The organism is Actinocrinis sp., from assembly GCF_035938995.1.
GTDB lineage: Bacteria > Actinomycetota > Actinomycetes > Streptomycetales > Catenulisporaceae > DASZGI01.
In genome coordinates this window covers 1-23,680 of record NZ_DASZGI010000419.1, presented here as the reverse complement: position 1 = coordinate 23,680, position 23,680 = coordinate 1, and the positions used below count along the sequence as shown (strand labels likewise).

At 70.6% G+C, this 23,680-nt stretch carries 19 protein-coding genes; 7 read left to right on the top strand and 12 right to left on the bottom strand.

Annotation, left to right across the window (positions count from 1 at the left end):
* On the bottom strand, nucleotides 1-423 hold a 423-nt coding region (locus VGZ32_RS28335), incomplete at its 3' end, for an endonuclease NucS domain-containing protein (protein ID WP_326889300.1).
* Between the two features lie 304 nt (nucleotides 424-727).
* Here VGZ32_RS28335 and VGZ32_RS28330 point away from each other — a divergent pair.
* From VGZ32_RS28330 to VGZ32_RS28320, 3 genes are all read left to right on the top strand, one after another.
* Complete coding sequence (locus VGZ32_RS28330) at nucleotides 728-1,132, top strand: SCO5389 family protein (RefSeq protein WP_326889299.1); 405 nt, start codon at nucleotides 728-730, stop codon at nucleotides 1,130-1,132.
* Nucleotides 1,133-1,513: 381 nt separating this feature from the next.
* A complete protein-coding gene (locus tag VGZ32_RS28325; RefSeq protein ID WP_326889298.1) occupies nucleotides 1,514-3,292 on the top strand; it encodes a 3-hydroxybutyryl-CoA dehydrogenase in 1,779 nt (592 codons plus the stop codon).
* A 32-nt stretch (nucleotides 3,293-3,324) separates the two neighbouring features.
* Nucleotides 3,325-3,642 carry a hypothetical protein gene (locus tag VGZ32_RS28320; RefSeq protein ID WP_326889297.1) on the top strand — a complete coding sequence of 106 codons (318 nt, stop codon included), beginning with the start codon at nucleotides 3,325-3,327 and terminating at the stop codon, nucleotides 3,640-3,642.
* 7 nt (nucleotides 3,643-3,649) lie between these two features.
* On the opposite strand, the gene VGZ32_RS28315 is transcribed toward VGZ32_RS28320, so the two are convergent.
* The 4 genes from VGZ32_RS28315 to VGZ32_RS28300 form a co-directional block, all read right to left on the bottom strand.
* Nucleotides 3,650-4,474: an ABC transporter permease gene (locus VGZ32_RS28315; RefSeq protein WP_326889296.1), complete on the bottom strand. Its 825-nt coding sequence runs from the start codon at nucleotides 4,472-4,474 to the stop codon at nucleotides 3,650-3,652.
* Entirely contained in the window at nucleotides 4,464-5,471 is a 1,008-nt protein-coding gene (locus tag VGZ32_RS28310) for an ABC transporter ATP-binding protein (protein WP_326889295.1), read from the bottom strand. Before VGZ32_RS28310 ends, VGZ32_RS28315 begins: the two co-directional genes overlap by 11 nt.
* Before the next feature lie 81 nt (nucleotides 5,472-5,552).
* Nucleotides 5,553-6,389 (bottom strand): ABC transporter permease subunit, encoded by an 837-nt coding sequence (locus VGZ32_RS28305; protein WP_326889294.1) that lies wholly within the window; start codon nucleotides 6,387-6,389, stop codon nucleotides 5,553-5,555.
* A gap of 2 nt (nucleotides 6,390-6,391) precedes the next feature.
* The gene (locus VGZ32_RS28300; protein ID WP_326889293.1) at nucleotides 6,392-7,345 is read right to left on the bottom strand and encodes an ABC transporter ATP-binding protein; all 954 of its coding nucleotides are present in this window, start codon (nucleotides 7,343-7,345) and stop codon (nucleotides 6,392-6,394) included.
* A gap of 153 nt (nucleotides 7,346-7,498) precedes the next feature.
* Between VGZ32_RS28300 and VGZ32_RS28295 the strand changes: the two genes are divergently transcribed.
* On the top strand, nucleotides 7,499-8,242 hold the full coding sequence (locus VGZ32_RS28295) for an alpha/beta hydrolase (RefSeq protein ID WP_326889292.1): 744 nt from the start codon (nucleotides 7,499-7,501) through the stop codon (nucleotides 8,240-8,242).
* 43 nt (nucleotides 8,243-8,285) lie between these two features.
* On the opposite strand, the gene VGZ32_RS28290 is transcribed toward VGZ32_RS28295, so the two are convergent.
* The 6 genes from VGZ32_RS28290 to mce form a co-directional block, all read right to left on the bottom strand.
* The gene (locus VGZ32_RS28290; protein WP_326889291.1) at nucleotides 8,286-9,398 is read right to left on the bottom strand and encodes an AI-2E family transporter; all 1,113 of its coding nucleotides are present in this window, start codon (nucleotides 9,396-9,398) and stop codon (nucleotides 8,286-8,288) included.
* A 334-nt stretch (nucleotides 9,399-9,732) separates the two neighbouring features.
* Nucleotides 9,733-10,677: a cellulose-binding protein gene (locus VGZ32_RS28285; RefSeq protein WP_326889290.1), complete on the bottom strand. Its 945-nt coding sequence runs from the start codon at nucleotides 10,675-10,677 to the stop codon at nucleotides 9,733-9,735.
* 562 nt (nucleotides 10,678-11,239) lie between these two features.
* Entirely contained in the window at nucleotides 11,240-14,410 is a 3,171-nt protein-coding gene (locus VGZ32_RS28280) for a hypothetical protein (RefSeq protein ID WP_326889289.1), read from the bottom strand.
* A gap of 156 nt (nucleotides 14,411-14,566) precedes the next feature.
* Nucleotides 14,567-15,934, bottom strand: a complete 1,368-nt coding sequence (gene ccrA, locus VGZ32_RS28275; protein WP_326889288.1) for a crotonyl-CoA carboxylase/reductase — start codon at nucleotides 15,932-15,934, stop codon at nucleotides 14,567-14,569.
* A gap of 455 nt (nucleotides 15,935-16,389) precedes the next feature.
* Entirely contained in the window at nucleotides 16,390-18,507 is a 2,118-nt protein-coding gene (locus VGZ32_RS28270; protein WP_326889287.1) for a HelD family protein, read from the bottom strand.
* Between the two features lie 109 nt (nucleotides 18,508-18,616).
* Nucleotides 18,617-19,066, bottom strand: a complete 450-nt coding sequence (gene mce / locus VGZ32_RS28265) for a methylmalonyl-CoA epimerase (protein ID WP_326889286.1) — start codon at nucleotides 19,064-19,066, stop codon at nucleotides 18,617-18,619.
* Nucleotides 19,067-19,241: 175 nt separating this feature from the next.
* Here mce and VGZ32_RS28260 point away from each other — a divergent pair, with 175 nt between their 5' ends.
* Both VGZ32_RS28260 and meaB read left to right on the top strand, forming a co-directional pair.
* Nucleotides 19,242-20,429: an acetyl-CoA C-acetyltransferase gene (locus tag VGZ32_RS28260; RefSeq protein ID WP_326889285.1), complete on the top strand. Its 1,188-nt coding sequence runs from the start codon at nucleotides 19,242-19,244 to the stop codon at nucleotides 20,427-20,429.
* Between the two features lie 20 nt (nucleotides 20,430-20,449).
* Nucleotides 20,450-21,394, top strand: a complete 945-nt coding sequence (meaB, locus tag VGZ32_RS28255; RefSeq protein ID WP_326889284.1) for a methylmalonyl Co-A mutase-associated GTPase MeaB — start codon at nucleotides 20,450-20,452, stop codon at nucleotides 21,392-21,394.
* Nucleotides 21,395-21,437: 43 nt separating this feature from the next.
* On the opposite strand, the gene VGZ32_RS28250 is transcribed toward meaB, so the two are convergent.
* Nucleotides 21,438-22,373: a helix-turn-helix transcriptional regulator gene (locus tag VGZ32_RS28250; RefSeq protein WP_326889283.1), complete on the bottom strand. Its 936-nt coding sequence runs from the start codon at nucleotides 22,371-22,373 to the stop codon at nucleotides 21,438-21,440.
* Nucleotides 22,374-22,634: 261 nt separating this feature from the next.
* Here VGZ32_RS28250 and VGZ32_RS28245 point away from each other — a divergent pair.
* Nucleotides 22,635-23,680, top strand: a 1,046-nt coding sequence (locus VGZ32_RS28245; RefSeq protein ID WP_326889282.1) for a pyridoxal phosphate-dependent aminotransferase, incomplete at its 3' end; no start/stop codon positions are given.

The following is a 23,680-nucleotide window of genomic DNA, read 5'->3' as shown; positions in this document are numbered from 1 at the left end:
GCCGAGCGGTTCGCGGCAGAGGATGTCCACGGGCCCGATCGCGGTCGGGTACTCGCGGCGGATCAGGGTCCAGCCATTGCCCAGGGTCTCGATCTGGGCGGCGAGCAGTTCCTGGAGGTGCGACTCGACGCCGTCCTTGCGCAGGCCGGGATCGGTGCCCAGGTCGTGGGTGGAGTCGTGCAGCACCTCGTCGAGGGTGATGATCAGCTGTTCGCCCGCCTTGTTGGTGACCGTCCAGAGGCCGGGTTCCTCCTTGAGCGAGCAGGGCGGCGACATCCAGTTGAGCGGCTTGTACGAGCCGCCGTCGGAGTGGACCAGCACGCTCCCGTCCGCCTTGACGATCAGCAGGCGCGTGGCCTCGGGCAGGTGCGCGGTGAGCCGTCCCTTGTAGTCCACGGTGCATCGGGCGATCAAGAGCCGCACGGCTTCGCATCCTCGTCGTCGTCGGCCGGGCCCGTCCCGGCTCGCGGTTGCTGCACACGAGGGTACGGGACCGGTCGCTCCGTCCGGCGCGGGCGGGGGGCGCACGGAATCCGCACGTGGTTCGACATCTGATGAGTGAGCCGACGGACCGTCGGAAGTCCGGTGACGCACGATTCCGCTTTGGGCATACCGGTAGGTGTGAGTCCGCCGACCGCGGGCCATTGAAGTGGTGTGAGCGCGACGTGAGGTGGCGGCGGCATCACAGAGAGCGCCGAGCACGTCGAAGAGAACTTAAGGAGGGCCGGTGTCCCTGGATGTGTCCCCCGACCTGCTGGCGGCGGCGGAGCGCGGTGAGGTGGCCGACGAACAATTCGCCGAGTGTGTGCGCACCTCGCTGCCGTACGCGTGGCGGATGGTGAGTCAGTTGTCCACCCGGCTGCTGGTGGAGGGCGGCCCGTTCGCCGACAACACCACGCCGCCGGCCGACGAGCAGGAGCGCGGGCAGCTGTTGCGCGCTCTGGCCTCCGACGCCATCCGCGGCTGCCTCGAGCGCTATTTCGGCGTCAAGCTCGCCTTCCAGAACTGCCACCGGGTCGCCGCCTTCCCCGCCGCCGAAGGGCAACCGGGGATGGAGTCCGGCGCCTACCGCCGGTTCGTCTCGACCCGCGAGCAACTGTTGAACCAGTCACCTGAGTTGCGCGACTGCTAGCCGGTAGTCGGCGGGCGGCATTCCTCAAGGCGTGGAAGGGAAGTGGTCTATCGGACACTCTGCTCGAGGTGGCCGGACTTAAGGAGGTCTGGAGCCAGTCCACCTACGGTGGGGAGTCGCCGTTGTGCGGCCGGCGGGCGCAGTGGAGGGCGCCACGCGGGGAAGGGTCGTAGCGACGGGGTCGGTGGAATGGAGGCCGGGTCGGGTGTGTGGAGGCACCCGACCCGGCCGCTTCTCTATATGGCATCGGGCGGGTTCTGGAGACGTGAGCACCGTCACAGCAAGCACCGCTATGGCGAGATTCTGGCGTACTGTGATACTCGTCAGTAACAAGCGCCCAGTGCTTCCGGCGGGCGACTTTCTCGGACAAGGGAGTGCGCGATGGGGCGCGAAATCGCCACGGTCGGCGTCGTCGGACTCGGCACGATGGGCGCCGGAATCACCGAGGTCATGGCCCGCAACGGGCTGCGGGTCCTGGCGGCCGAGATCGACGACGCGGCGCTGAACCGCGGCCGCGCGCACGTCGCCCACTCGACCCGGCGCGCGGTCTCCCGCGGCAAGCTGTCCGCCGAGGACGCGGCCGCGCTGATCGACCGGATCGAATACACCACGGACCTGAGCATCTTCGCCGACGCCGACTTCGTGGTCGAGGCGATCCCGGAGCGGCTGGAGCTCAAGCGCGAGCTGTTCCGGAAGCTGGACGGGATCTGCTCCGAGGACGCGATCTTCGCCACGAACACCTCGTCGCTGTCGGTGACCGAGATCTCGGTGGCGACCTCGCGCCCGGCCCGCGTGGTCGGCATGCACTTCTTCAACCCGGCGCCGGTGATGAAGCTAGTCGAGATCGTGCGCACGGTGGTCACCGACCCGGCCGTGCTGGTCGACGTCGAGGCGCTGGCCGCCCGGCTCGGCAAGTCCCCGGTCACCATCGGCGACAAGGCCGGCTTCATCGCCAACGCGCTGCTCTTCGGCTACCTGAATCACGCCGCCGCGATGTTCGAGGCGAAGTACGCCACCCGCGAGGACATCGACGACGCGATGCGCCTCGGCTGCGGGCTGCCGATGGGGCCGCTGGCGCTGCTGGATCTCATCGGGCTCGACACCGCTTACGAGATCCTGGACACGATGTACAAGCAGTCGCGCGACCGGCTGCACGCCCCGGCGCCGATCTTCAAGCAGATGAAGACTGCGGGGCTGCTCGGCCGCAAGTCGGGACGCGGCTTCTACACGTACGCGCAGCGCGACGTGCCGGCGGTGGTGCCGGACGCGCTGACCCCGACTCCGGGCGCGGAGACGGAGGGCGCGCGGGCGGTCTCGCGCGTGGGTGTCATCGGCTCGGGCACGATGGCGAACGGGATCGCAGAGGTCTTCGTCAAGGCGGGCTATGCGACCGTGCAGGTCGCGCGCACCGATGAGAAGGTCACCGCGGCGCGCGCCGCGATCGCCAAGTCGCTGTCCCGCGCCGTGGAGAAGGGCAAGCTGACCGCCGAGGAGCTGGACGCCGCGTTGGCGAACCTGGTCAGCACCACCCGGATGGCGGACGTGGCCGACTGTGACCTGGTCGTGGAGGCCGTGGTCGAGGACCTGGACGTCAAGCTGAACCTGTTCAAGGAGCTGGACGGGATCGTAAAGCCAGGCGCCGTCCTGGCCACCACGACCAGCAGCCTGCCGGTGATCGAGTGCGCCATGGCGACCTCCCGGCCGCGCGACGTCGTCGGGATCCACTTCTTCAATCCGGCGCCGGTGATGAAGCTGGTCGAGGTGGTGCGCACGGTGGCCACCGGCGACGACGTGCTCGCGACCGCCCACGCGGTGGTGCAGAGGCTGGGCAAGCACGGGGTGAACTGCGGGGACCGCGCCGGGTTCATCGTCAATGCCCTGCTTTTCCCGTATCTGAACGACGCGGTGAAGATGCTCCAGGCGCACTACGCCACCGCCGACGGCATCGACACCGCGATGAAGCTCGGCTGCGGTTACCCGATGGGCCCGTTCGAGCTGCTGGACGTCGTCGGCCTGGATGTCTCGCTGGCCATCGAGCGGGTGCTCTACCTCGAGTTCCGCGAGCCCGGCTTCGCCCCGGCGCCCCTGCTCGAGCACCTGGTCACCGCGGGCTACCTCGGCCGCAAGACCGGCAAGGGCTTCCGCGACTACGCGCGGTGACCGTCGCGACGCCCCCTCGATAGAATCGCCCGGTGAGCCCGCGGAGGAACGAGCCGCGCGCCGGCCGGTCCGACCGCCGGCCGGAGCCGCGCGACGTGGAGAAGGCGTTCGGTCACCAGCGGATCGAGTCCGCGCCGGACGGCGACTGGATCGTGCGCTCGGTGGCCGGCGCGGGCTCGGGCAAGACCTACCGCTGCCCCGGCTGCGCCCAGGAGATCAGGCCGGGCGTCCCGCACGTCGTCGCCTGGCCCGCCGACACGGAGCAAGCGGCGTGGTCGGGTGGCAGCGGCCTCGAGGACCGCCGCCACTGGCACACTCCCTGCTGGAACGCCCGCTCGCGGCGCCGGTGACCGGCACTCAGGCGTCACGCTCGACCAGGAAGAAGGCGGCGACGGCGAGCAGGACCGCGGTCCAGATCGCGAAGACGCCGAAGCCCTGCCACGCCGTCAGGATCTGGTTCTTCGGGTAGATCTGGATGATCTGCTGGCCGGCGTTGGTCGGCAGGTACGCCGAGACGTGCTTGCCGAGGTTGCCCGGCAGCAGCCCGGCGAGTGGGACCAGGACCAGCACCAGCGCGATCACGGTGGTGATCGCCCCGGCGGTGTGCCGGATGATCTGCCCGATCGCGAGTGCGAACAGGCCCAGCACCGAGAGGTACAGACCCGAGCCGATCACGGCGCGCGTCACGTGCGGATCGCTGAGCGAGGTGGGCACCTTCCCCGAGAAGATCGCCTTGCCGATCTCGTAACTGGCGAAGCTCAGCGCCTCGCCGATGACGAACACCGGGATGGTGAACACGATCGCCTTGGCCGCGAACATCCGCAGCCGGTGCGGCGACGCGAGCAGGGTGGAGCGGATCATCCCGGTCGAGTACTCGGACGAGGCGATGAGCACCCCGAGGACGCACACCGCCAGCTGGCCGAGGAACAGGCCGCTGCCGAGGATCTGGGGCACCGGGTCGAGCTGGATCTGCGCCTTGTCGCTCGCCTGCATCGTCGACCACTGGCCCACGGTCAGGGCGGTGAAGAGGGACGTGAAGCCGATCACGGCGACGATGAGGACGACGAACGACCACACGGTCGAGCGCACCGTGCGCAGCTTGGTCCACTCCGCCAGCAGCAGCCGGCCGAAGTGCGCGTGGCCGGTGCCGATGGTGGCGCGGGTGAGCGTGTCAGCGGACATCGTCGCCTCCCAGCGCCTTCGCGGCGAGTGATCCGGAGACCGCGTCCTGGACCGGCGTCGGCGGTTGCCCCGGCGGTTGGACGGCCCACTGCCCGTCGGGCGCGTGGAACTCGACGTCCGCCTTGGTCAGCTCCATGAACGCCTCCTCCAGCGAGGCCCGCTGCGGGCTCAGCTCGTGCAGGACGATCCCGTCCCGGGCGGCCGCCTCGCCGATCTTCGGCGCCTCGGCCCCGCTCACCATGAGCGCGCCGTCGGACCGCGCGGTCACCTCGCCGCCGAGCGCGGTCACCGCCCTGGTCAGCTCTTCGGGCTGCGGGGTGCGCACCAGCACCACGTGCTGCGAGAACTGGCTGATGAAGTCCTCGATGTCGGTGTCCGCGATGAGCTTGCCGCGCCCGATCACCACGACGTGGTCCGCGGTGACCGCCATCTCGTTCATCAGGTGCGAGGAGACGAAGATGGTGCGGCCTTCGGCGGCCAGGGTCTTCATCAGGTTCCGGATCCAGACGATGCCCTCGGGGTCGAGCCCGTTGACCGGCTCGTCCAGGATCAGCAGCTTGGGATCGCCGAGCAGCGCCGCGGCGATGCCGAGGCGCTGCCCCATGCCGAGTGAGAAGCCCTTCGTGCGCTTCTTCGCGACCGTGTCGAGCCCGACCAGCGCGAGCACCTCGTTGACGCGCGACTTCGGCACGCCCTGGGTCTGCGCGAGGTAGAGCAGATGGTTGAACGCGGTGCGGCCCGGGTGGACCGCCCGCGCTTCGAGCAGGGCGCCGACGTAGCGCAGCGGGTCGGGCAGGTCGCGGTACGGCTTGCCGTCGATCAGCGAGGAGCCGCTGGTCGGCCGGTCGAGGCCGAGGATGAGCCGCATCGTGGTCGACTTCCCGGCCCCGTTCGGCCCGAGGAAGCCGGTGATGCGGCCCGGCTCCACGGTGAAGCTGAGATGGTCGACGGCGGTCGTGTCGCCGTACCGTTTCACCAGGTCTCTGACTTCGATCACGGCACCTACCCCATTTCCCCGTCCGTGTCCGGCGGCCGCCGGTCAGCGGCCATCATTCCACGGTGTCAGGATTCCACGGTGTCAGGCATCACGCTTCTTGAACAGCAACGCGCCGAAAACTACCGCGACCGCGCCATAAATCATGAAAACGCCGAAGCCGGTCCACGCGCCGAGGTCGCTGCCGGGCACGTGCTGCGTCGCCCACACCTGGCCGCCGGCGTTGAACGGCAGCCACTTGTTCACGTGGTTCTGCCAGTTGTCCGGCAGGAAGCTCGCCAGGATCGTGACCACGAACAGCAGGCCCACGCCGGAGGTGATGGCGCCGGCGGTGTGCCGCAGCATCGCGCCGAGGCCGAAGGCCAGGATCGCCGAGCCGGCCAGGTACAGGCCGCCGCCGATGACGGCTTGCATCGCGTGCGGGCTGCTCAGCGAGAGCGCCACGCCCTTGCCCCGCCAGAACGAGGAGTCGATCAGGAACGAGGCGAAGGAGATGACCTCGCCGACGACGAACGCCAGGGCGCTGATCACCAGCAGCTTCGCCCAGAACGGGTGCATCCGGCGGGGCTGGACCGACAGCGAGGTGCGGATCATCCCGGTGGAGTACTCCGAGGTGATCGCCAGCGCCCCGAACACCACCATGACCAGCTGGCCGAGGATGATGCCGAACATCGAGCGCTGGATCAGGTCCTCGTGCGCGAGCTGGGCGGTGGTGGCGCCGGAGTGGTTGGCCCGGCCCCAGTTGCCCAGGGCGCTGATGCCGACGGTGAGCAGGATCGCAGTGCCGAGCGTCCAGACGGTCGAGCGCACGGAGCGGATCTTGGTCCACTCGGAGCGCAGCGCGCCGCCGAAGCCGGCCCGGCCCTTGGGCTCGGGCAGCGCGGCGACCTGGTCGTACCCGGTGATGGTGGTCGAGGTCATGATCAGGCGTCCACCTTCTGCGTCGCGGCGGCCTTCGGGTGCGGCTGTCCCGGCACGCCCGCGTGATACTCCACGCTGTCCTTGGTCAGTTCCATGAAGGCCTGCTCCAGCGAGGCCTGGATCGGGGAGAGCTCGTGCACCCGGATCCCGTTGTCGAAGGCCAGGTCGCCGACCTCGGTCATGGCGAGCCTGGTGACCCGGATCGCCTCGTCCCCATCAGGCACGACGACCCCGCCCTTGCCGGTCAGCAGCGCGGCGAGCTTGTCGGTCTCCGGGGTCTTGACCCGGATCGCCAGCTCGGAGTTCTGGTCGATGAACTCCTGCACGGTGCAGTCGGCGACCAGCCGGCCGCGGCCGATCACGATCAGGTGGTCCGCGGTGTTCTCCATCTCGCTCATCAGGTGCGAGGAGACGAATACCGTGCGGCCCTCGGTGGCCAGCGCCTTCATCAGGTTCCGGATCCACAGGATGCCCTCGGGGTCGAGCCCGTTGACCGGCTCGTCGAACATAAGCACCCGGGGATCGCCGAGCAGCGCCGCGGCGATGCCGAGCCGCTGGCCCATGCCGAGCGAGAAGCCCTTGGAGCGCTTGCGGGCGACCTCGGTCAGCCCGACCAGCTCGAGCACCTGGCCCACGCGGGACTTGGGCAGGTTGTTGGTCTGGGCGAGGCACAGCAGGTGGTTGTAGGCCGACCGGCCGCCGTGGATCGCCTTGGCGTCGAGCAGGGCGCCGACCTCGCGCATCGGGTGCGCGGCGGCGGCGAACGGCTTGCCCTCGATGGTGACGGAGCCGGAGGTCGGCGCGTCCAGGCCGAGGATGAGCCGCATGGTGGTGGACTTGCCGGCGCCGTTGGGGCCCAGGAAGCCGGTGACCTGGCCCGGCTTGACGGCGAAGGACAGATCGTCCACCGCCAGCCGGTCCCCGTACCGCTTCGTGAGGCTGATCGCCTCGATCATCGTCTTCGATTCCCTCGTGGTGAGTAGAAAGTAGTGTGCGGACCGGCCTACCGTAACGGGGCGGCCGAGCCGGTCTCGTCCCTCCCTGGAGGGGTCTTCACGCCTACCCGACTACGCCTCCAGGAGGACCCGGCCCTTAGGGTTGGCCCCGAGATGGCTACTGAACTCACCTCCCACACGATCCTTCCGGCGCGCCGCGACGACATCGAGCTGCGCACGGAAGACGGCCTCACCCTCGTGGGGGAGCTGGCGCGGCCCGCCACCCGTCCGCCGGTCGCGACCCTGATCCTGCTGCACCCGCTGCCGACCCACGGCGGATCCATGGACAGCCATCTGTTCCGCAAGGTGGAGTGGCGCCTGCCGGCGCTGGCGGACCTCGCCGTGCTCAGGTTCAACACGCGCGGCACGGCGTCAGCACGCGGGCGCAGCGAGGGCGAGTTCGACGCGGGCGTCGGTGAGCGGCACGACGTGGCTGCGGCGATCGAGTTCGCGAAGCAGCGCGGCCTGCCGGACGTCTGGTTGGTCGGCTGGTCCTTCGGCACGGAGTTGGCGTTGAAGTACGGCTGCGTCCCGGACGTGCGCGGCACGATCCTGCTTTCTCCGCCGCTGCACCGCGCCACGCAGGAAGACCTCGACGCGTGGGCTGCGCGGGGCGGACCGCTGACTGTGCTGGTCCCCGAGTTCGACGACTACCTGCGCCCGGCCGAGGCGCGGGAGCGGTTCGCTGGTGTGCCACAGGCCGAGGTGATCGGCGTGGAGGGCGCGAAGCATCTGTGGGTCGGTGAGAGGTACGTGCGGATCGTCCTCGACGAGATCGTGCGCCGCGCCAACCCGGCGGCGGCGCCGCTGCCGGGGGTCTGGGACGGTCCCTTCGAGAGGTACAGGCACCGAAGCTGACGCGGCATCACTTTCGAGGCAGGTCAGGACCCGGACAGCGCCCTCAGGACCTGTCCTGCCTCGGCAGGAGGACCTCGCGCACGATGTAGAGCAGCCCGGCGGACAGCGGGATGGCAAGCAGCGCGCCGACGACGCCGAGCAGCGAGGCCCCGATCAGGGCGGCTATCACCGCGATCATCGGCGGGACGTCCACCGAGCGGGCCATCACCCGGGGGTAGACCACGTAGTTCTCGAACTGCTGGTACACGATGAAGAAGATCGCGGCGACGATCGCCCTGGTCGGCGACTCGAACATCACCACGACCGTCACGATCACCGCCCCGATCGTGGCGCCGACCAGGGGGATCAGGTCCGTCAGCGCGATCAGCAGCGCGAGCGGCAGCAGGAAGTTCACGTTCAGCACGGCCAGCATCAGCAGCGCGGCGAGCCCGGCGAGCGCCGCCACGGTGACAGCGCCAGAGACGTAGCCGCCGATCCGGGTGAGCACCTGGTCCGCCAGCTCCGCGACGCGGGACCGGCGCGAGGCCGGGACCAGCTGGAAGGAGGCGCTCTTGACCGAGGGCAGCGAGCCGAGGAAGTAGATCGTCATCACCAGCACGGTGAACGCCTTGAACACCGAGGAGATGATGAACGCGCCGAAGCCGAGGATGCCGCCGGCGATCAGCTTCGCGGTGTCCGCCTGGGAGAGCGCGGACTGCAGGTGGCCGACGATGTTGTACTTCGCGTCGTACCGGTGGATCGTCGGGTTGTTCCTCAACTGCTGAAGATGCTGAGGTAGTGACGCGATCAGCGCCGACGTCTGCTGGGCCAGCGGTTGTGCTATGGCCGCGACGAACCCGGCGAAGAGCAGCAGCGCGGTGAGCGCGACGATCAGCACAGCCCAGCCGCGCCCGAGGCCGCGCGCGGTCAGCCGCTCCACGAAGCGATTCAGCCCGGCCGCGAGCACGAGCGCGACGACCAGGAGGATCAGCACACCGCGGATCGACACGAGCGCCTGGGCCAGGTAGTAGGCCAGGATCAGGCCGAGGCCGCCGACGAAGCCGATGTAGTAAGGGTGCGAACGGCGGATGGGGCGTCCCGGGCGGTGCGCGGAGCCTGCCGACCGCTGCTGCGGCGGCGACTCCACGGCGACGTCCGACACTCCCTCGGCAGGCATACCCGCGATTCTGCCATCGTCGCTCATCGAAATTGCCGGGGCGGCGTCGAAAGATCGCGCGGCGGGGATCGCCCCTGCTCCGTTCCCACGCTGTGCCCGTCGCACGATCTACAGCCGCCATGAAGCCCTGGTCAACTTCGATGAGCGCACCCAGCACTGCACCCGTCAACGTCGGAGAGCCGGCGCCGCACGTTGCCGGGAGCGCCGAACGTGTGCGCGCCGGACGTGGGTCCCGGCCGGAAATCCGGCCGGGATCCGCATCCGACTACCGCGGTGATCAGGATTCAGATGAAGCTGTGTGCCTGGCAAGCGGATCGCGGGACGGGCCCGCTGATCACCGGCCCTGGGCCGGGACGGCCGAGTCGTCGTCGGCCTTGTCGTCGATGCCGAGCCCGGCCAGCGCGCCGCCGACGGCGCCGCCGGTGAGGGTGGCCAGCATCTCGCGGACGTTGTGCAGCTGGGCGTTGATCGAGTCGCGACGGTGGGTGAGGGCGGCCAGCTCGCGCTCGGACTCCGAGCGGATCCGGTCAGTCTTGGCCCGCGCGTCGGCCACGATGTCGTCGGCCTGGCGCTGCGCGGTCTCGATGGTCTGGCGGGCGCGGCGCTCGGCGTCGGTGCGCATCTTCTCCGCCTCGAGCCGGATCTGCTCGCTGCGGGTCTCGACCTCTGCCAGGTGCTTCTCGGCCTTCGCCTGACGCGCCGCCAAGTCCCGCTCGGACTGCTCGCGCCGCTTGGCCAGCTTGGTCTCGAAGTCGGTCGCCGCGGCCGCCGCCGAGGCCCGGATGTCCTCGTAGTGCGCCTCGGCCTCGGCCCGCTTGGCCGCCGCGTCCTTGGCGGCCTCGGCCCGGATCTGGTTGGCCTCGTCCTTGGCCTTCTCGTTCAGCCGCAGCCCCTCGGCCTCCGCCTTGGCCCGGCTGTCCTTCGCGTACGCCTCGGCGTCCGCGCGCACCTGGCCGGCCGCCTGCTCGGCCAGCTCGCGGTGCTGGTCCGCCGCCCGCCGAGCCTCCTCACGCAGGTCCTTGGCCTCTTCCTCGGCCAGGCGCAGGATCTTCTCCACCCGCGCCCCGAGCCCGGCGTACGACGGCTCCGACTCGTTCATCTGGGCCTGGATCGACTGGTTCTCCAGGTGCAGTTCCTCGATCCGCTTCTCCAGCGCGGTCACCCGGTTCACCGAACTGTCCCGCTCGGCGGTCAGCTTGGTGATCCGTTCGTTCGTCGAGGGGATGTCGTAGCCCTTGCGAACGATCTCCAGACCGAGGGGCGATGTGGTCTCGCTCATCTCTTCTTCAATCTCCTGTGACCGTCGAGGTCGGTGGGGCGGTGCGGGTCGGTCTTTGGAAGCGGCGGCTGGGGGCCGGAGCTGTGTCAGTCTAGGACTCGAGACCGGGTGGCTGGATCCGGACAGAATCCTGGCACGATTCCGCCCGGCGCAGGGCCGCCTCGGGCGGATCGGGGGTCCAACCGCCCGACGGGGTGGCAGCACAGCGTCATCACACTAACGGCTCAGCGTGGTGGATCGGCAGGCACCAGGCCAGTTTTTACAAGGTTGCAGCCATCCGCCGCCCGAGAAGTGTTGACACGGCCGTCGGACGTCCGACCTGACCCCGCCGGACAGGGCTCTGCCAGGCGAAAACGGGCTGGCTGACGCGGTGTCAGCCTACGCCACGCCAGGCCGGGACGTGTCGGTCTTGGCCGAATCAGATCGGGCTGTGTCGAATGGGGTTATGTCGAATGCGGCCGTGCTGAACGGGGCTGTGTCGAATTCGCTGTGTCGAACGCGGCTGTGCCGGGAGGGGCTGAGACGGATCAGGCTGGGTCGGATCAGGTTTGCGCGGCGGGTCTCACCGCGCGGCGTCCTGGGCGGCCTCGGGCTTCGGCATCGGCTTGATGATCGGGCCGGCGAGGGCGTCCAGCACGCCCTGCACCCGGCTCATCTCCGCCTTGATCTCCTCGCGGCGGATCTCCAGCGCCTCGACCTCGCGCTTCGCCTCGCCCATGAGGGTCGAGGATTTGTCGCGCGCCTTGGCCACGATCGCGTCGGCCGCCTTCTCCGCGGAGACCTTCATCGCTTCGGCCTCCGCCGTCGCCTCGGCGCGCATCCGCTGCGCCTCGCGCTGGGCCGCGGCCACCTGCTCGGCGACGGTGGCCCGCAGCGCGTCCGCGCCGGCCTGCGCTTCCTGGGAGATCTTGGTCGCCTCGGTGGTCGCCTTCTGCAGCTGCGTGCGGGCCTCGGTCACCAGCTCGTCGGCGCGCCTGGCCGCCGACTGCAGCGTCTCAGAGGCCTGCTTCCGCGTGGCGCTCGTGACCTGATCCGCCTCGCTGGCCGCTTCCGCGCGGGTGCGCTCGGCCTCGGAGGTGGCATCGGACCGGATGCGGGCCGCCTCCGCCTGTGCGGCCGAGCTGAGCGCGCGGGCCTCGGCTTGAGCCTTGTCGGTGACGCCTTCGGCCGAGGCGCGGATGCGGTCTACTTCTGCACGGCCCTCGGCGGAGATCCGGTCCGCGTGCGAACGTGCCTCGGCGACCACGCGCTCCGCGTCGTTCTTCGCGTCGAGTGCCAGCTTGCCCGCTTCTTCGCGCGCGGTGCGCACGAGCGTGTCCGCCTCGGTGCCGGCTTTCTCCAGGCGCTCGGCCGCTTCGTGGCGGGCGGTGTCGGACACCCGCGCGGCCTCGTCGCGGGCCCGCTGCGCGTCGGCGGCGGCCTCCGCACGGGTCTGCTCGGACTGTTCGCGCGCTGCCGCGATCTGCGTCTCAGCCTTCGTACGCGCTTCGGTGAGCAGCGCGGCGGCTTCGGCTTTCGCCCCGTCCAGCACGCCGTCGGCGCTCGCCCGGATCGCGGCGACCTCATCCTTCGCGGCCTGGACGGCGGCGCTGGTCTGGGCCTCGGTCTGCGCGGTCTTCTCGTTGGCCTCGCGGGTCGCGTCCTCGAGCAGCTTCTGCGCCGCGGCCCTGAGCTTCTCGGCCGCCTCCGTGGCCTCCGCACGCATCCGCCGGGCAGCTTCGGTCGCCTCCGCGGCCAGCCGCTCGGCGTCGGCGCGGGCGTCCACCAGAGCCTTCTCCGCCTGCTGGCGCAGCGCCAGCGCCGCCGACTCGGCCTCCGCCCGCATGGCCGCGGCGTCCTTCGCGGCCTGGTCGAGCAGTCCCTCGACGGACCTGCGCACCGCGTCGGCCTCGGCGGTCGCGTCGCCGACCAGCTTTTGCGCCTGGTCGCGCGCTTCCTTCCCGACGCGGGTGGCCTCGGTGGTCGCGGCGTCCACCCGGCGGATAGCCTCCGCATCCGCTGTGTCGGTCTTGCGCGTCGCCTCGGCGATCGCGTCGGACAGCGTCGTGGCCGCCTTCTCGCGCGCCTCCGCGACCAGCCGCTCGGCCTCGGTCGCCGCCTTGTTCCGGGCGGCGTCGGCTTCCTGCCGGGCCTGCTCGGTCTGTTCGGCGATCCGGGCGTCGTTCTTCTGGCGCAGCTGGGCGATCTCGCTGCGGGCGGCCGCGCGCATCGCCTCGACCCCGGCCTCGGTGTCGAGCCGGAACTTCTCCGCGTCGGCCGTCGCCTTCGCCCGGGTCTCCTGGGCCTCGCCCTCGGCGCGCAGCCGGACCTTCTCGGCCTCCTCGGCCGCGCGCGCCGCGGTCCGCGCGCCGTCGGCGGTCGCCTCCGCGCGCATCTGCTCGGCCTCGACCTCGGCGTCCGAGCGGATCTTCGCCGCGGCCCGCTCGACCTCGCCGCGGTGCTCGGCCGCGGCAGCCTCGACCGAGGCCTTGTGCTCGGCCGCGGCCGCTTCCACCGACGCTGTGTGCTCGTCGGCGGCGGCTTGGGCCGCGTCGGTGATCTTCCGCGCCGCCGCGGTGGCGACGCCGTGTGCCCCTTCGGCTTCTGTGTGCAGGCGCGCGGCCTCGGCGTGCAGCCGGTCGGCCTCCTCGCGAAGCTCCGCGGCCTCCGACTCGACCTTCGAGCGATGCTGCCCGGCCTGTGCGGTCGCCTCGGCGATCAGCTTCTCCGCCGTCGCCGCGGCCTTCTCCAGCGCCTCGGCGGCGTCGGCGCGGGCCTTGGCCAGTTCCTGCTCCGCCTGCTCGCGCTGTGCGTTCGCGGTGGCCGTTGCCTTGGCGACCATCTGCGCGGCAGCAGCCTCGGCTTCGGCCTTGACCTGGGCCGCCTCGCTACGGACGCGCTCGGCCTCGGCCTCGGACTGCGTCTTGAGCTGGTCGGCGCGCGCTCCGGCCTCCGACCGGACCCGCTGGGCCTCGGTCTGGGCCATCGTCATCAGCTTCTGCGCGCTGGTGGAAGCTGAGGCGGCTTGCTCGGCGGCGTCGCGCTCGTGGCTCGCGGCGCGCTCGGCCGCGGCCTTCGACGAGGCCTGAGCTTCCTGGACCAGTCGCTGGGCCTCGACGTTCGCGCTCGCCACCATCTGGTCGGCGTGCGCCCGAGCGGCCGAAGCAGTCTGCTGGGCCTCGTTCTGGAGCGAAGCCCGCAGCTGCTGCGCGTACTCCTGCGCCTGGCGGACCTCGCCCGCGGCCTGCTCGCGCAGCTGCCGCAACTCCGCCTCGATCGAGGCGCGGGCCTGGTCGACCGCCCGCTGCCGGTGCGCCTCGGTCTCCGAGCGCACCCGCTCTGCCCATGCGACCGTCTCGTTGACCTCGGCCTCGCCGCGCTGGCGCCGCTCGGCCAGCTCCGCCTCCAGCTGACGGCGGCGCTGGTCGAACTCGCCCTGGAAGCGCTGCGCCTCCTGCTGGGCCTGCGCCCGGATCTGGTCGGCCTGCGCCTGCGCGGAGCGCAGCATCTGCTCGACCTGGCCGGAGATGTTGTTGAAGTTCGGGCCGGTGCCGTTACGGCGCAGCTCGTGCAGCTTCGACCGCAGGACCTCTACCTGGTAGCCGAGGTCCTCACCGTGCGCGACCGCTTCGTCGCGCTCGGTGCGCAGCTGCTCGAGGCGCTCCTCGAGCTCGTCGATCTGGTCCTCGACGCTGTAGCGGTCGTATTCGCGCACTGGCTCCTCGGCCGGCTCCCAGGCGCGCTGATCCGGCACGCCATATCCGGAATCGTGCGGCTGCGTAGAGTGGTACCCCCGGAACCCAGCGTCACCGCGGGAGTCATGGGGTGGGCGGGAACCGTAGCCGGTCCGTTCGTCCACGCGCCCATATCCCATGAAAGCCAATGGTGTCAGATTCCGGGCGGCGGAGTCTTAGACGTTACGAAAGCGTTCGATCGCGCTGAGGTGACGCTCTCGCAGTGCGCCGTCGCGCACCCCCGACCCTTCCTCCGGTGCAAGACACAATACGCCCACTTTGCCCTGGTGCAGATTCCGGTGCACATCGAAGGCCGCCTGACCCGCCTCGGCCAGCGTGTACGTCCTCGACAAGGTGGGGTGGATGCGCCCCTTCCGGACAAGCCGGTTGGCCTCCCACGCCTCGCGGTAGTTGGCGAAGTGCGAGCCGATAATTCGCTTGAGGTTCATCCACAGGTACCGGTTGTCGTACTCGTGCATGAAGCCGGAGGTCGACGCACAGGTCACAATCGTGCCACCGCGCCGGGCGACGTAGACCGAGGCGCCGAAGGTCTCCCGGCCGGGATGCTCGAACACGATGTCCGGGTCATCACCCCCCGTCAGTTCCCGGATGCGGGCGCCGAACCGCTGCCACTCCTTCGGGTTCTGCGTCGCCTCGTCGGTCCAGAACTTGTAGCCCTCGGCGGAGCGGTCGATGATCAGCTCGGCGCCCATCGCGCGGCAGATCTCAGCCTTCTGCGGCGAGGACACCACGCAGACCGGGATCGCGCCGCCGTTGAGGGCGAACTGGGTGGCGTAGGAGCCGAGGCCGCCGGAGGCGCCCCAGACGAGCACGACGTCGCCCTGCTTCATCGCGGCGCCGTTGTGGGAGACCAGCTGCCGGTACGCGGTGGAGTTGACCAGTCCGGGGCTGGCCGCCTCCTCCCAGGTGAGGTGGTCCGGCTTGGGCATCAGCTGATTCGTCTTGACCAGGGCGATCTCGGCCAGCCCGCCGAAGTTGGTCTCGAAGCCCCAGATGCGCTGCTCCGGGTCGAGCATGGTGTCGTCGTGCCCGGCGGCATCCTCGAGTTCGACCGAGAGGCAGTGCGCGACCACCTCGTCGCCGGGGCGCCAGCGGTTGACGCCGGGGCCGGTGCGCAGGACCACGCCGGCCAGGTCGGAGCCGATCACGTGGTAGGGCAGGTCGTGCCGCTTGGTGAGGGCGGACAGCTTGCCGTACTTGCGCAGGAAGGCGAAGGTCGGGACCGGCTCGAAGATCGAGGTCCACACGGTGTTGTAGTTGATCGCGCTGGCCATGACCGCGACGTAGGCCTCGCCGGGGCCGAGTTCCGGCAGCGGCACGTCGTCGAGGTGGAGCGCGGCGCGCGGGTCCTTCTCCCGAGTGGCCAGCCCCTCGAACATCCCGGTGTCCTCCGCGTGCACGGTGACGGCGCGATAGGACTCGGGCAGCGGGAGGCTCGCGAACGCCTCCGAGGGGGTGTCCTGCGCGTTGATCGCGTCCAGGATCTCTTTGAGTTCGGGGGACGAGGGAGTGGTGGTGCTCATCGAGGTCGGCCTCCAGGCGGATGGTCGCTTTGAGCGCAGGTCCGGGCCGTTCGAACCGCTCGGCGACGTCGACCACGGATGGATATCAGCCGACAACCATGGTGCGACAACTTCGTTGGAGCTGCCGCGAGAGCATCGGCCGCGGATACCTACTGCCCAGTAACTATGCCGCCGCGCGGACCGTTTGGCCAGGTGTCGCACATCACATTTCCGGGGTGGCCACAAGTTCGGCACGGTCCTGCTCGTGCTGGGCGCGCTGCACCTCTTCAACGTATTCGTGCTCAACCGGATCCGCCGCCGGACCGTCTCCGCGGGCGAACCGCAGCCTCCGGCCGCTTCCACGGACTGGCTCGCCCAGACGGCGACGCGGTGGCTGGCACGAGCACAGGCGGCACCGCGGGGCGGACGGCAGGGGGTCCGGCCCGCGAGGCCGCCGGCCAGGCCGGTCGGGCCGGTCACGCAGGAATAGCGCCCACCACGTAGAGACGCTGCGTCGCCCGCGTCAGGGCCACGTAGAGGGTGCGCGTGCCGGCCGGCGACTCGCCCTCGATCGCATCCGGGTCCACGACCACCGCCGCGTCGTACTCCAGGCCCTTGGCGTCCAAGGCGTTCACCACGATCAGCCGTCCGTCGGCTCGCTCCACCCGGTCGGCCAGCAGCGCGGCGACCCGTTCGCGCGCGCCGAGCGCCGCGATCACTCCGACCGTGCCCTCCACCGCCGCGAGCGCGTCGTCCACGGCTCCGGCCAGGTCCGTGCGCTCCTCCGGCGCGAACCCGGTGGAGCGCACGGCGTCGGGCAGCACGGCATCCGGCGCGGCCTTGCGCGCGTACCGGGACGCGTACTCGAAGATCTCCGCCGAGTTGCGGTAGTTGGTGCGCAGCTCGTGCACGTGCCGGGCGCGGTCGCCGAGCGCTGCGTCCATCGCCTCGGCCGACTCGCGCGGATCCGGCCAGGCGGACTGGACCGGGTCGCCGACGATCGTCCACGACGCCCGCCGTCCAAGGCGCCCGACCACCCGCCACTGCATCGGCGACAGGTCCTGGGCCTCGTCCACGATCACGTGCGCATACGCCTCGCGCACCCGCTCACGCCGGGCGCCGCTCCCGGTCCGCTCGGCCCAGGACGACAGCTCGGTGACACCGGTGCCTTCGAAGGGGTCTTCTTCCTCCACCTCGGGCGCCGGCGGGACACCGAGCAGCTGCGCGAGCTCGTCGACCAGCGGCACGTCCTCGACGCTCGGCCCCGTCTCGTCCGCGTCGCGCCACGACGCCGCCAGCTGCTCGATCTGCTCGGGGGTGAGCCGGCCGTGCGCGTACCCGGACAGGGCCGCCGGATCGGCGCAGGAGCGCAACACGTCAAGGGCGTTCCGGTACGGCCACCACTCCTCGACGAAGAGCTCGAAGTCGGTCCGGTCGCGCAGGTCCCGGTCGAAGATCGACCGCTCGGTGCGGCGCCGCTCGCGCAGCTCCACGGGCAGCCGCTCCCAGGCCGCCTCGACCAGCGCGGTCTCGGCAGTGGCGCGAGCGGCGTTGGGATGCGGGTTGCGGTTCAGGACGGCGCGGCGCAGCGCGTCGAGACGGCCCCCGTCGAGCTGGATGACGTGGCCGTGATAGGTGGTTCGGAATGCGCGCGGGGTGTCCGGCGGCGTCGCGCGCACCGCCCGGCCGAGCACGGGCAGCAGGGCGGTCGAGCCCTTGAGCGCGGCGAGCCGGGCCGGGTCATGCCGGGTCGCCCGCACCCCGTCGACCAACTCGCCGAGCGAGCGCAGCGCGGCCGTGTGCTCGCCGAGCGAGGGGAGCACCTGCTCGATGTACGCGGTGAAGACCGGCGACGGGCCGACGATCAGCACCCCGCCCGCCTCGAACCGCTTGCGCTCGTTGAACAGCAGATAGGCGGCGCGGTGCAGGGCGACCGCGGTCTTGCCGGTGCCCGGGCCGCCGGTGATGATCGTCGCGCCGTCGGCGGGCGAGCGCACCGCCAGGTCCTGCTCCTTCTGGATGGTCGCCACGATGTCGTGCATCGTGGTGCCGCGCTTGCGGGTCAGGGCCGCCATCAGCGCGCCGTCCCCGACCACGGTCAGGCCGAGCCGCTCGGCCAGCTCCGGCTCCAGCAGGTCGTCGTCCAGGCGGGTGACGCTGGGCCCGACGCAGCGGATGGTGCGGCGGCGCACCACCTCGCGCCGGTCGGCCGGGGTGGCCTGGTAGAACGCCGCGGCGGCGGGCGCCCGCCAGTCGACCACCAGCGGCTCGTAGTCCTCGTCCCGCACGCCGATCCGGCCGATGTGCCGCGCCTCGCCGTCCTCGAAGTCGAGCCGGCCGAAGACCAGCCCCTCCTCCTGCGCGTCGAGCCGGGCCAGCCAGACCGAGGCCTGATAGACGATCGCGTCCCGCTCGACCAGCCCGCCCTCGTTGCCGAACAGCGCCCGCCGGTGCCCCTCGGCCTCGTATGCGCGCGCGTGCCCGCGCATCACCTCGAGCCGTTCGTACACCCGGTCGACGTGCCGCTGCTCGGCGTCCATCTCGGCACGGCTCGCGCGGTCGGGCGCCGCGGTGCTCGTCGCGGACTGTGGCAAGGCAGGACCTCCGAGAGTCGACCGCCAAAGGGGGACCGAACAGTGTATCCGGAGAAGCACACAGTCCATCTACGAGGAGCGGGCCATCTACGACGAGCGGGCCCAGATCTCAGTGCCTGTCGGCGCCATGCGACCCCGCGTCCGGCGCCTGCACCAGTTCGGTCAGGATTCCGTGGCAGTCCTTCGGGTGCAGGAAGTTGATCGAGGAGCCGAAGGTGCCGTGGCGCGGCTCGGGGTAGAGCGCCCGCACTCCGGCGTCCACCGCCGCCTGCGTTTCCCCGACCACGTCCGCCGTGCCGAACGCGACGTGGTGCACGCCCTCGCCGTTCTTCTCCAGGAACTTCGCGATCGGCGAGTCCTCGCGGATCGGCTCGAGCAGCTGGAGGTAGGACGAGCCGCCGTCGTCGGTGCCGTTGATCCGCAGCATCGCCTCGCGCACGCCCTGCTGCTCGTTGACCTCGGTGTGGTAGACCTCGAAGCCGAAGGTGACGCGGTAGAACTCGATGCTCTCCTCGAGGTTCCGGCAGGCGATGCCGACGTGGTCGATCCTGGTGATCATGGGGCCTCCCGGATTTAGCGAAGCTCGTGCTGCTCAGGCGAGACTGGTGGGACGGTGGCGCGCGGGCAACCCGACTGTGGCGCATCCGACAATCCCAGACCCTACTGGCGGGTAGCTGAATTGTGGATAGTGTCGAAGACGACAACGACCGCCATCTTCAGGAGGCGTAGCGATCATGGGTAGCTCTGTCATCGTCGCCGGAGCCCGCACACCGATGGGCCGGCTGCTCGGCGCGCTGACCCCGTTCAGCGGCGCGGATCTCGGCGGCTTCGCCATCAAGGCCGCCCTGGACCGGGCCGGCGTGGGAGCCGACCAGGTCGACTACGTGATCATGGGCCAGGTGCTCCAGGCCGGGGCCGGGCAGATCCCGGCGCGCCAGGCCGCCGTCAAGGCCGGAATCCCGATGTCCGTGCCCGCCCTGTCGATCAACAAGGTCTGCCTCTCCGGGCTCGACGCGATCGCCCTGGCCGACCAGCTGATCCGGGCCGGGGAGGTCGAGGTCGTGGTGGCCGGCGGCCAGGAGTCGATGACCAACGCCCCGCATCTGCTGCCCAAGTCCCGCCAGGGGTACAAGTACGGCGCGTTCGAGGTCCTGGACGCGATGGCGCTCGACGGCCTGACCGACGCCTTCGACCACATCCCGATGGGTGAGTCCACCGAGCGGCACGTCGGCCGGCTCGGGATCAGCCGCGCGGAGCAGGACGCGTTCGCCGCGCAGTCCCAGCAGCGGGCCGCCGCCGCGCAGAAGAACGGCATCTTCGACTCCGAGATCGCTCCGATCGAGATCCCGCAGCGCAAGGGCGACCCGGTCGTGGTCAGCGAGGACGAGGGCGTGCGCGGGGACACCACCGCCGAGGGCCTGGCGAAGCTGCGCCCCGCGTTCACCGCCGACGGCACCATCACCGCGGGCAACGCCTCGCCGATCTCCGACGGCGCGGCCGCGGTGGTCGTCATGTCCAAGGAGCGGGCGGAGGCCCAGCGCCTGCCATGGTTGGCCGAGATCGGCGCGCACGGCATCGTGGCCGGTCCGGACAACTCGCTGCACTCGCAGCCCTCGAACGCGATCAAGGCCGCGCTGCACAAGGCCGGGCTCCAGGTCGGCGACCTCGACCTGATCGAGATCAACGAGGCATTCGCCGCCGTCGGCATCCAGTCGACCCGCGACCTCGGGGTGAGCGAGGAGATCGTCAACATCAACGGCGGCGCGATCGCCCTCGGCCACCCGATCGGCATGTCCGGCGCCCGGCTGGTACTGCACCTGGCGCTGGAGCTCCAGCGGCGCGGCGGCGGCCGGGGCGCGGCCGGGCTGTGCGGCGGCGGCGGCCAAGGCGACGCGCTGATCGTCACCGTTCCCGGCCGGTAGCAGTCGATAGGATCCGCCGAATGGACGTCCCCACTCTGGTCGAGCGCGCGCGGCGGGGCGACCCGCGCGCGGTGGCCCGGCTGATCTCGCTCGTCGAGGACGGCTCGCCGCTGCTGCGCGAGGCGATGGCGGCGCTGGCGCCGTACTGCGGCAACGCCTACATCGTCGGGCTGACCGGCGCGCCCGGAGTGGGGAAGTCGACCTCCACCAACGCACTGGTCACCGAGTACCGCGCCCGCGGCAAGCGGATCGGCGTGCTCGCGGTCGACCCGTCCTCGCCCTTCTCCGGTGGCGCGCTGCTCGGCGACCGGGTGCGGATGCAGGACCATGCGACGGACCCGGAGGTCTACATCCGGTCGATGGCCTCGCGCGGCCATCTCGGCGGCCTGTCCGCGGCGACTCCGCAGGCGCTGCGGGTCCTTGACGCAGCAGGCTGCGACATCGTGCTCGTCGAGACGGTCGGTGTCGGGCAGTCAGAGGTCGAGGTCGCCGAGGCCGCCGACACCGCGGTGGTCCTGCTCGCTCCCGGCATGGGTGACGGGATCCAGGCGGCGAAAGCCGGGATCCTCGAGATCGGCGACGTGTTCGTGGTCAACAAGGCCGACCGGGACGGCGCCGACGCGACCGCCCGGGAGCTCAACCACATGCTCGCCCTGGGGGAGCGCCGGGAGCCGGGAGCCTGGCGCCCTCCGATCATCAAGACCGTCGCGGCGAGGGGCGAGGGCATCGGCGAAGTGGTGGAGGCGCTGGAGAAGCACCGGGCGTGGCTCGGCGAGACCGGCAAGCTGGCCGGCCGCCGCAAGGCCCGCGCCGCCGCGGAGATCGAGGCCATCGCGGTGGCCGTGCTGCGCAGAAGGTTCGGAGACCTGCACGGCGACTCCCGGCTGTCCGCGCTCGCCGACGCCGTCGTCGCCGGGGAGATCGATCCGTTCGCCGCCGCCGACCAACTCGTCGAGCACGCCTAATCCGAATCCGCACTCTTCGACGGTGACCGGGGCCTGATTCGCCCTAGAGCGGGCGGGCGGCTTCCCAGTCCCGCTTGAACATGCGCAGCGCCGAGTCGTAGTAGGTGTCGTAGAGCACGACTCCGCCGAGCGCTTCCTGATGCCGCATCGCCATATAGACGAGTGTTCCGCCGAAGATCCCGCTGTCCCGGAACCGCTCCCAGAGCACCGGTTCGCGCCGCTCGAACTGCGCGGTGTCGATCTCGTGGATCACCGCGGCGATCGGCAGTTCCGCGTCGAGCACCCGGAACTCCAGATTCCCGTGGACGCCGCCGGGCACGATGTCGGCGCGGCCGAGCAGGTCGCGATACGCCTGGACGATCGGGGTGAACTTGGCCCGCTTGCCGTAGAAGATGAACTGATAGGCCCGCCCCGCCCGCAGATTGTCGACCAGGGTCGGGAAGTAAGTGCCCAGCGAGACGTTGCCGGCGTCGTCGACGACCACGTCGGCCGGCGCGGTGCGGATCATGACCTTCGTGGTGTGCGAACAGGTCTCGATCGCCATGGCCTCGGAGTCGGTGAGGAAGCCCGCGGGGCCGAAGTTCTCCGGATCCACCATCAGATCCGCGGCGACCCGCTCGACCTCTGACGCCAACCGCCGGGTCACCCGGAGGATCAGATCCCGCTGACGGCCCTGGTAGCCGTTCGACTCCGCCAGTGCGCGGGCCACCTCGGCGCGCACGCTCTGCGTGTCCTCCACCTCCTGCGTGCTCGTCCGCTCGCCGAAGACCAGGTAGTCGAGGGTCACGTTGAAGAAGGCGGCGAGGCCGACCAGCGCGTCGAAGCTCGGCTTGATCCGACCATTGATGTAGTGCGAGATGGTGGTGCTGCTCGCGCCGATCGACGAGCCGAGCTTTTTGTGAGTCACAGTCGCCCTGTTCTGCTCCAGCAGGTCTCGCAGGGTCTCCTTGAACTTGATTTCACGCTCTACTGGGGGCATGTCGATGCTCCTCGCCACCACCGCGCCACTGGACAACGCAGTGGCCAGTTAGTCTCAGTAGTCTTACGGATATCAGGGGTAAGCGACGGCCTTGCCGCGTTCTGGCGGCCCCGATACCGTCTGAGGTGAGAGTAGCGCGAAACTGAGACAAACTAAGGCGATCGCCGAACCTGGCGTAGTCAAGCCGCCACAAGCGGCGTATCCGTGATCCGCGGTAAGTACGGCGCTCCTGTGAATCACCGAAGCGAGAGCGGTACTCGTATGCTGAGTTCTGGATCGACCGAGCTGCGGCCGCCGATGGACGACTGCGTGATCGACTTCGCCAGCGGCGACGCCGAGCTCATTCCCGCCGTCTCACTGCCGACGGACATCTACAACCGCCTGGCCGCGACCGACCGCAGATCACTGGAACACACCTTCCTCGAGCGTTACGGCGCGGTGTCGGGGGAGCCGTTCGGGCCGGACGAGACGGTGTTCTTCCTCACCGCGAGCCTGGCGATCGACGCGGTGGCCCGCCATCTGGCGAAGGAGGGCGTGCGGCGGATCGGCGTGCCGGAGCCGGCTTTCGACAACCTTCCGGGGCTGCTGTGCGAAGCAGGGCTCGAACCGGTCCCCTTCCCGGAGAACGACGACGCGCTGCTCTCCGCGGTCGACGCGCTCGACGCGGTCTTCCTGGTGCTGCCCAACAACCCGACGGGATGGAACCCGTCGCAGCGCGCGCTGGCCGCCCTCCCCGACCTGGCCAAGGCCACGGGCTGCCGGGTCGTGGTGGACCGGGTCTGCCGCTTCCAGCAGGACCGGCAGTACTCGAAGCTGTTCCTGTCCGACTTCGACTGGATCGATGTCCAGGAGACCGGCAAGACGTGGTCCACCGGCGGCACGAAGCTCGCCTTCGTCCGGGCCCGTTCCCCGCGGACGCTGGCCGCGTTGCGCGTCGAGTCCGACCTGCACGCCCGCGCCGTCCCGCCGCTGAACCTCTACATCAACGCCGAGGCGATCGCGCTCGAAGGAGGGGACTACCGGGTCCGGCGGGCGATGGCGCGCAACCGGTGCGTGCTCGAAGACGAACTTGGCGCGCTCGGTTTCACCGTGGTCTCCCGGCCGCTCGGTGTGGCGCTGGTAGCTCTGCCGCGCGCCTTCCCGATGGGCTCGACCCGGCTGACGCAGGCGCTCCAGGCCGTCGACATCGAGGTCATGCCCGGCCGCGCCCTCTATTGGCACTCGCACCAGGCGGGCGAGGCGTTCATCAGGATCGCTCTGATCCGCCCGCCCGAACGGTTCGCAGCCCATGCCGCGGCGCTCGCCGC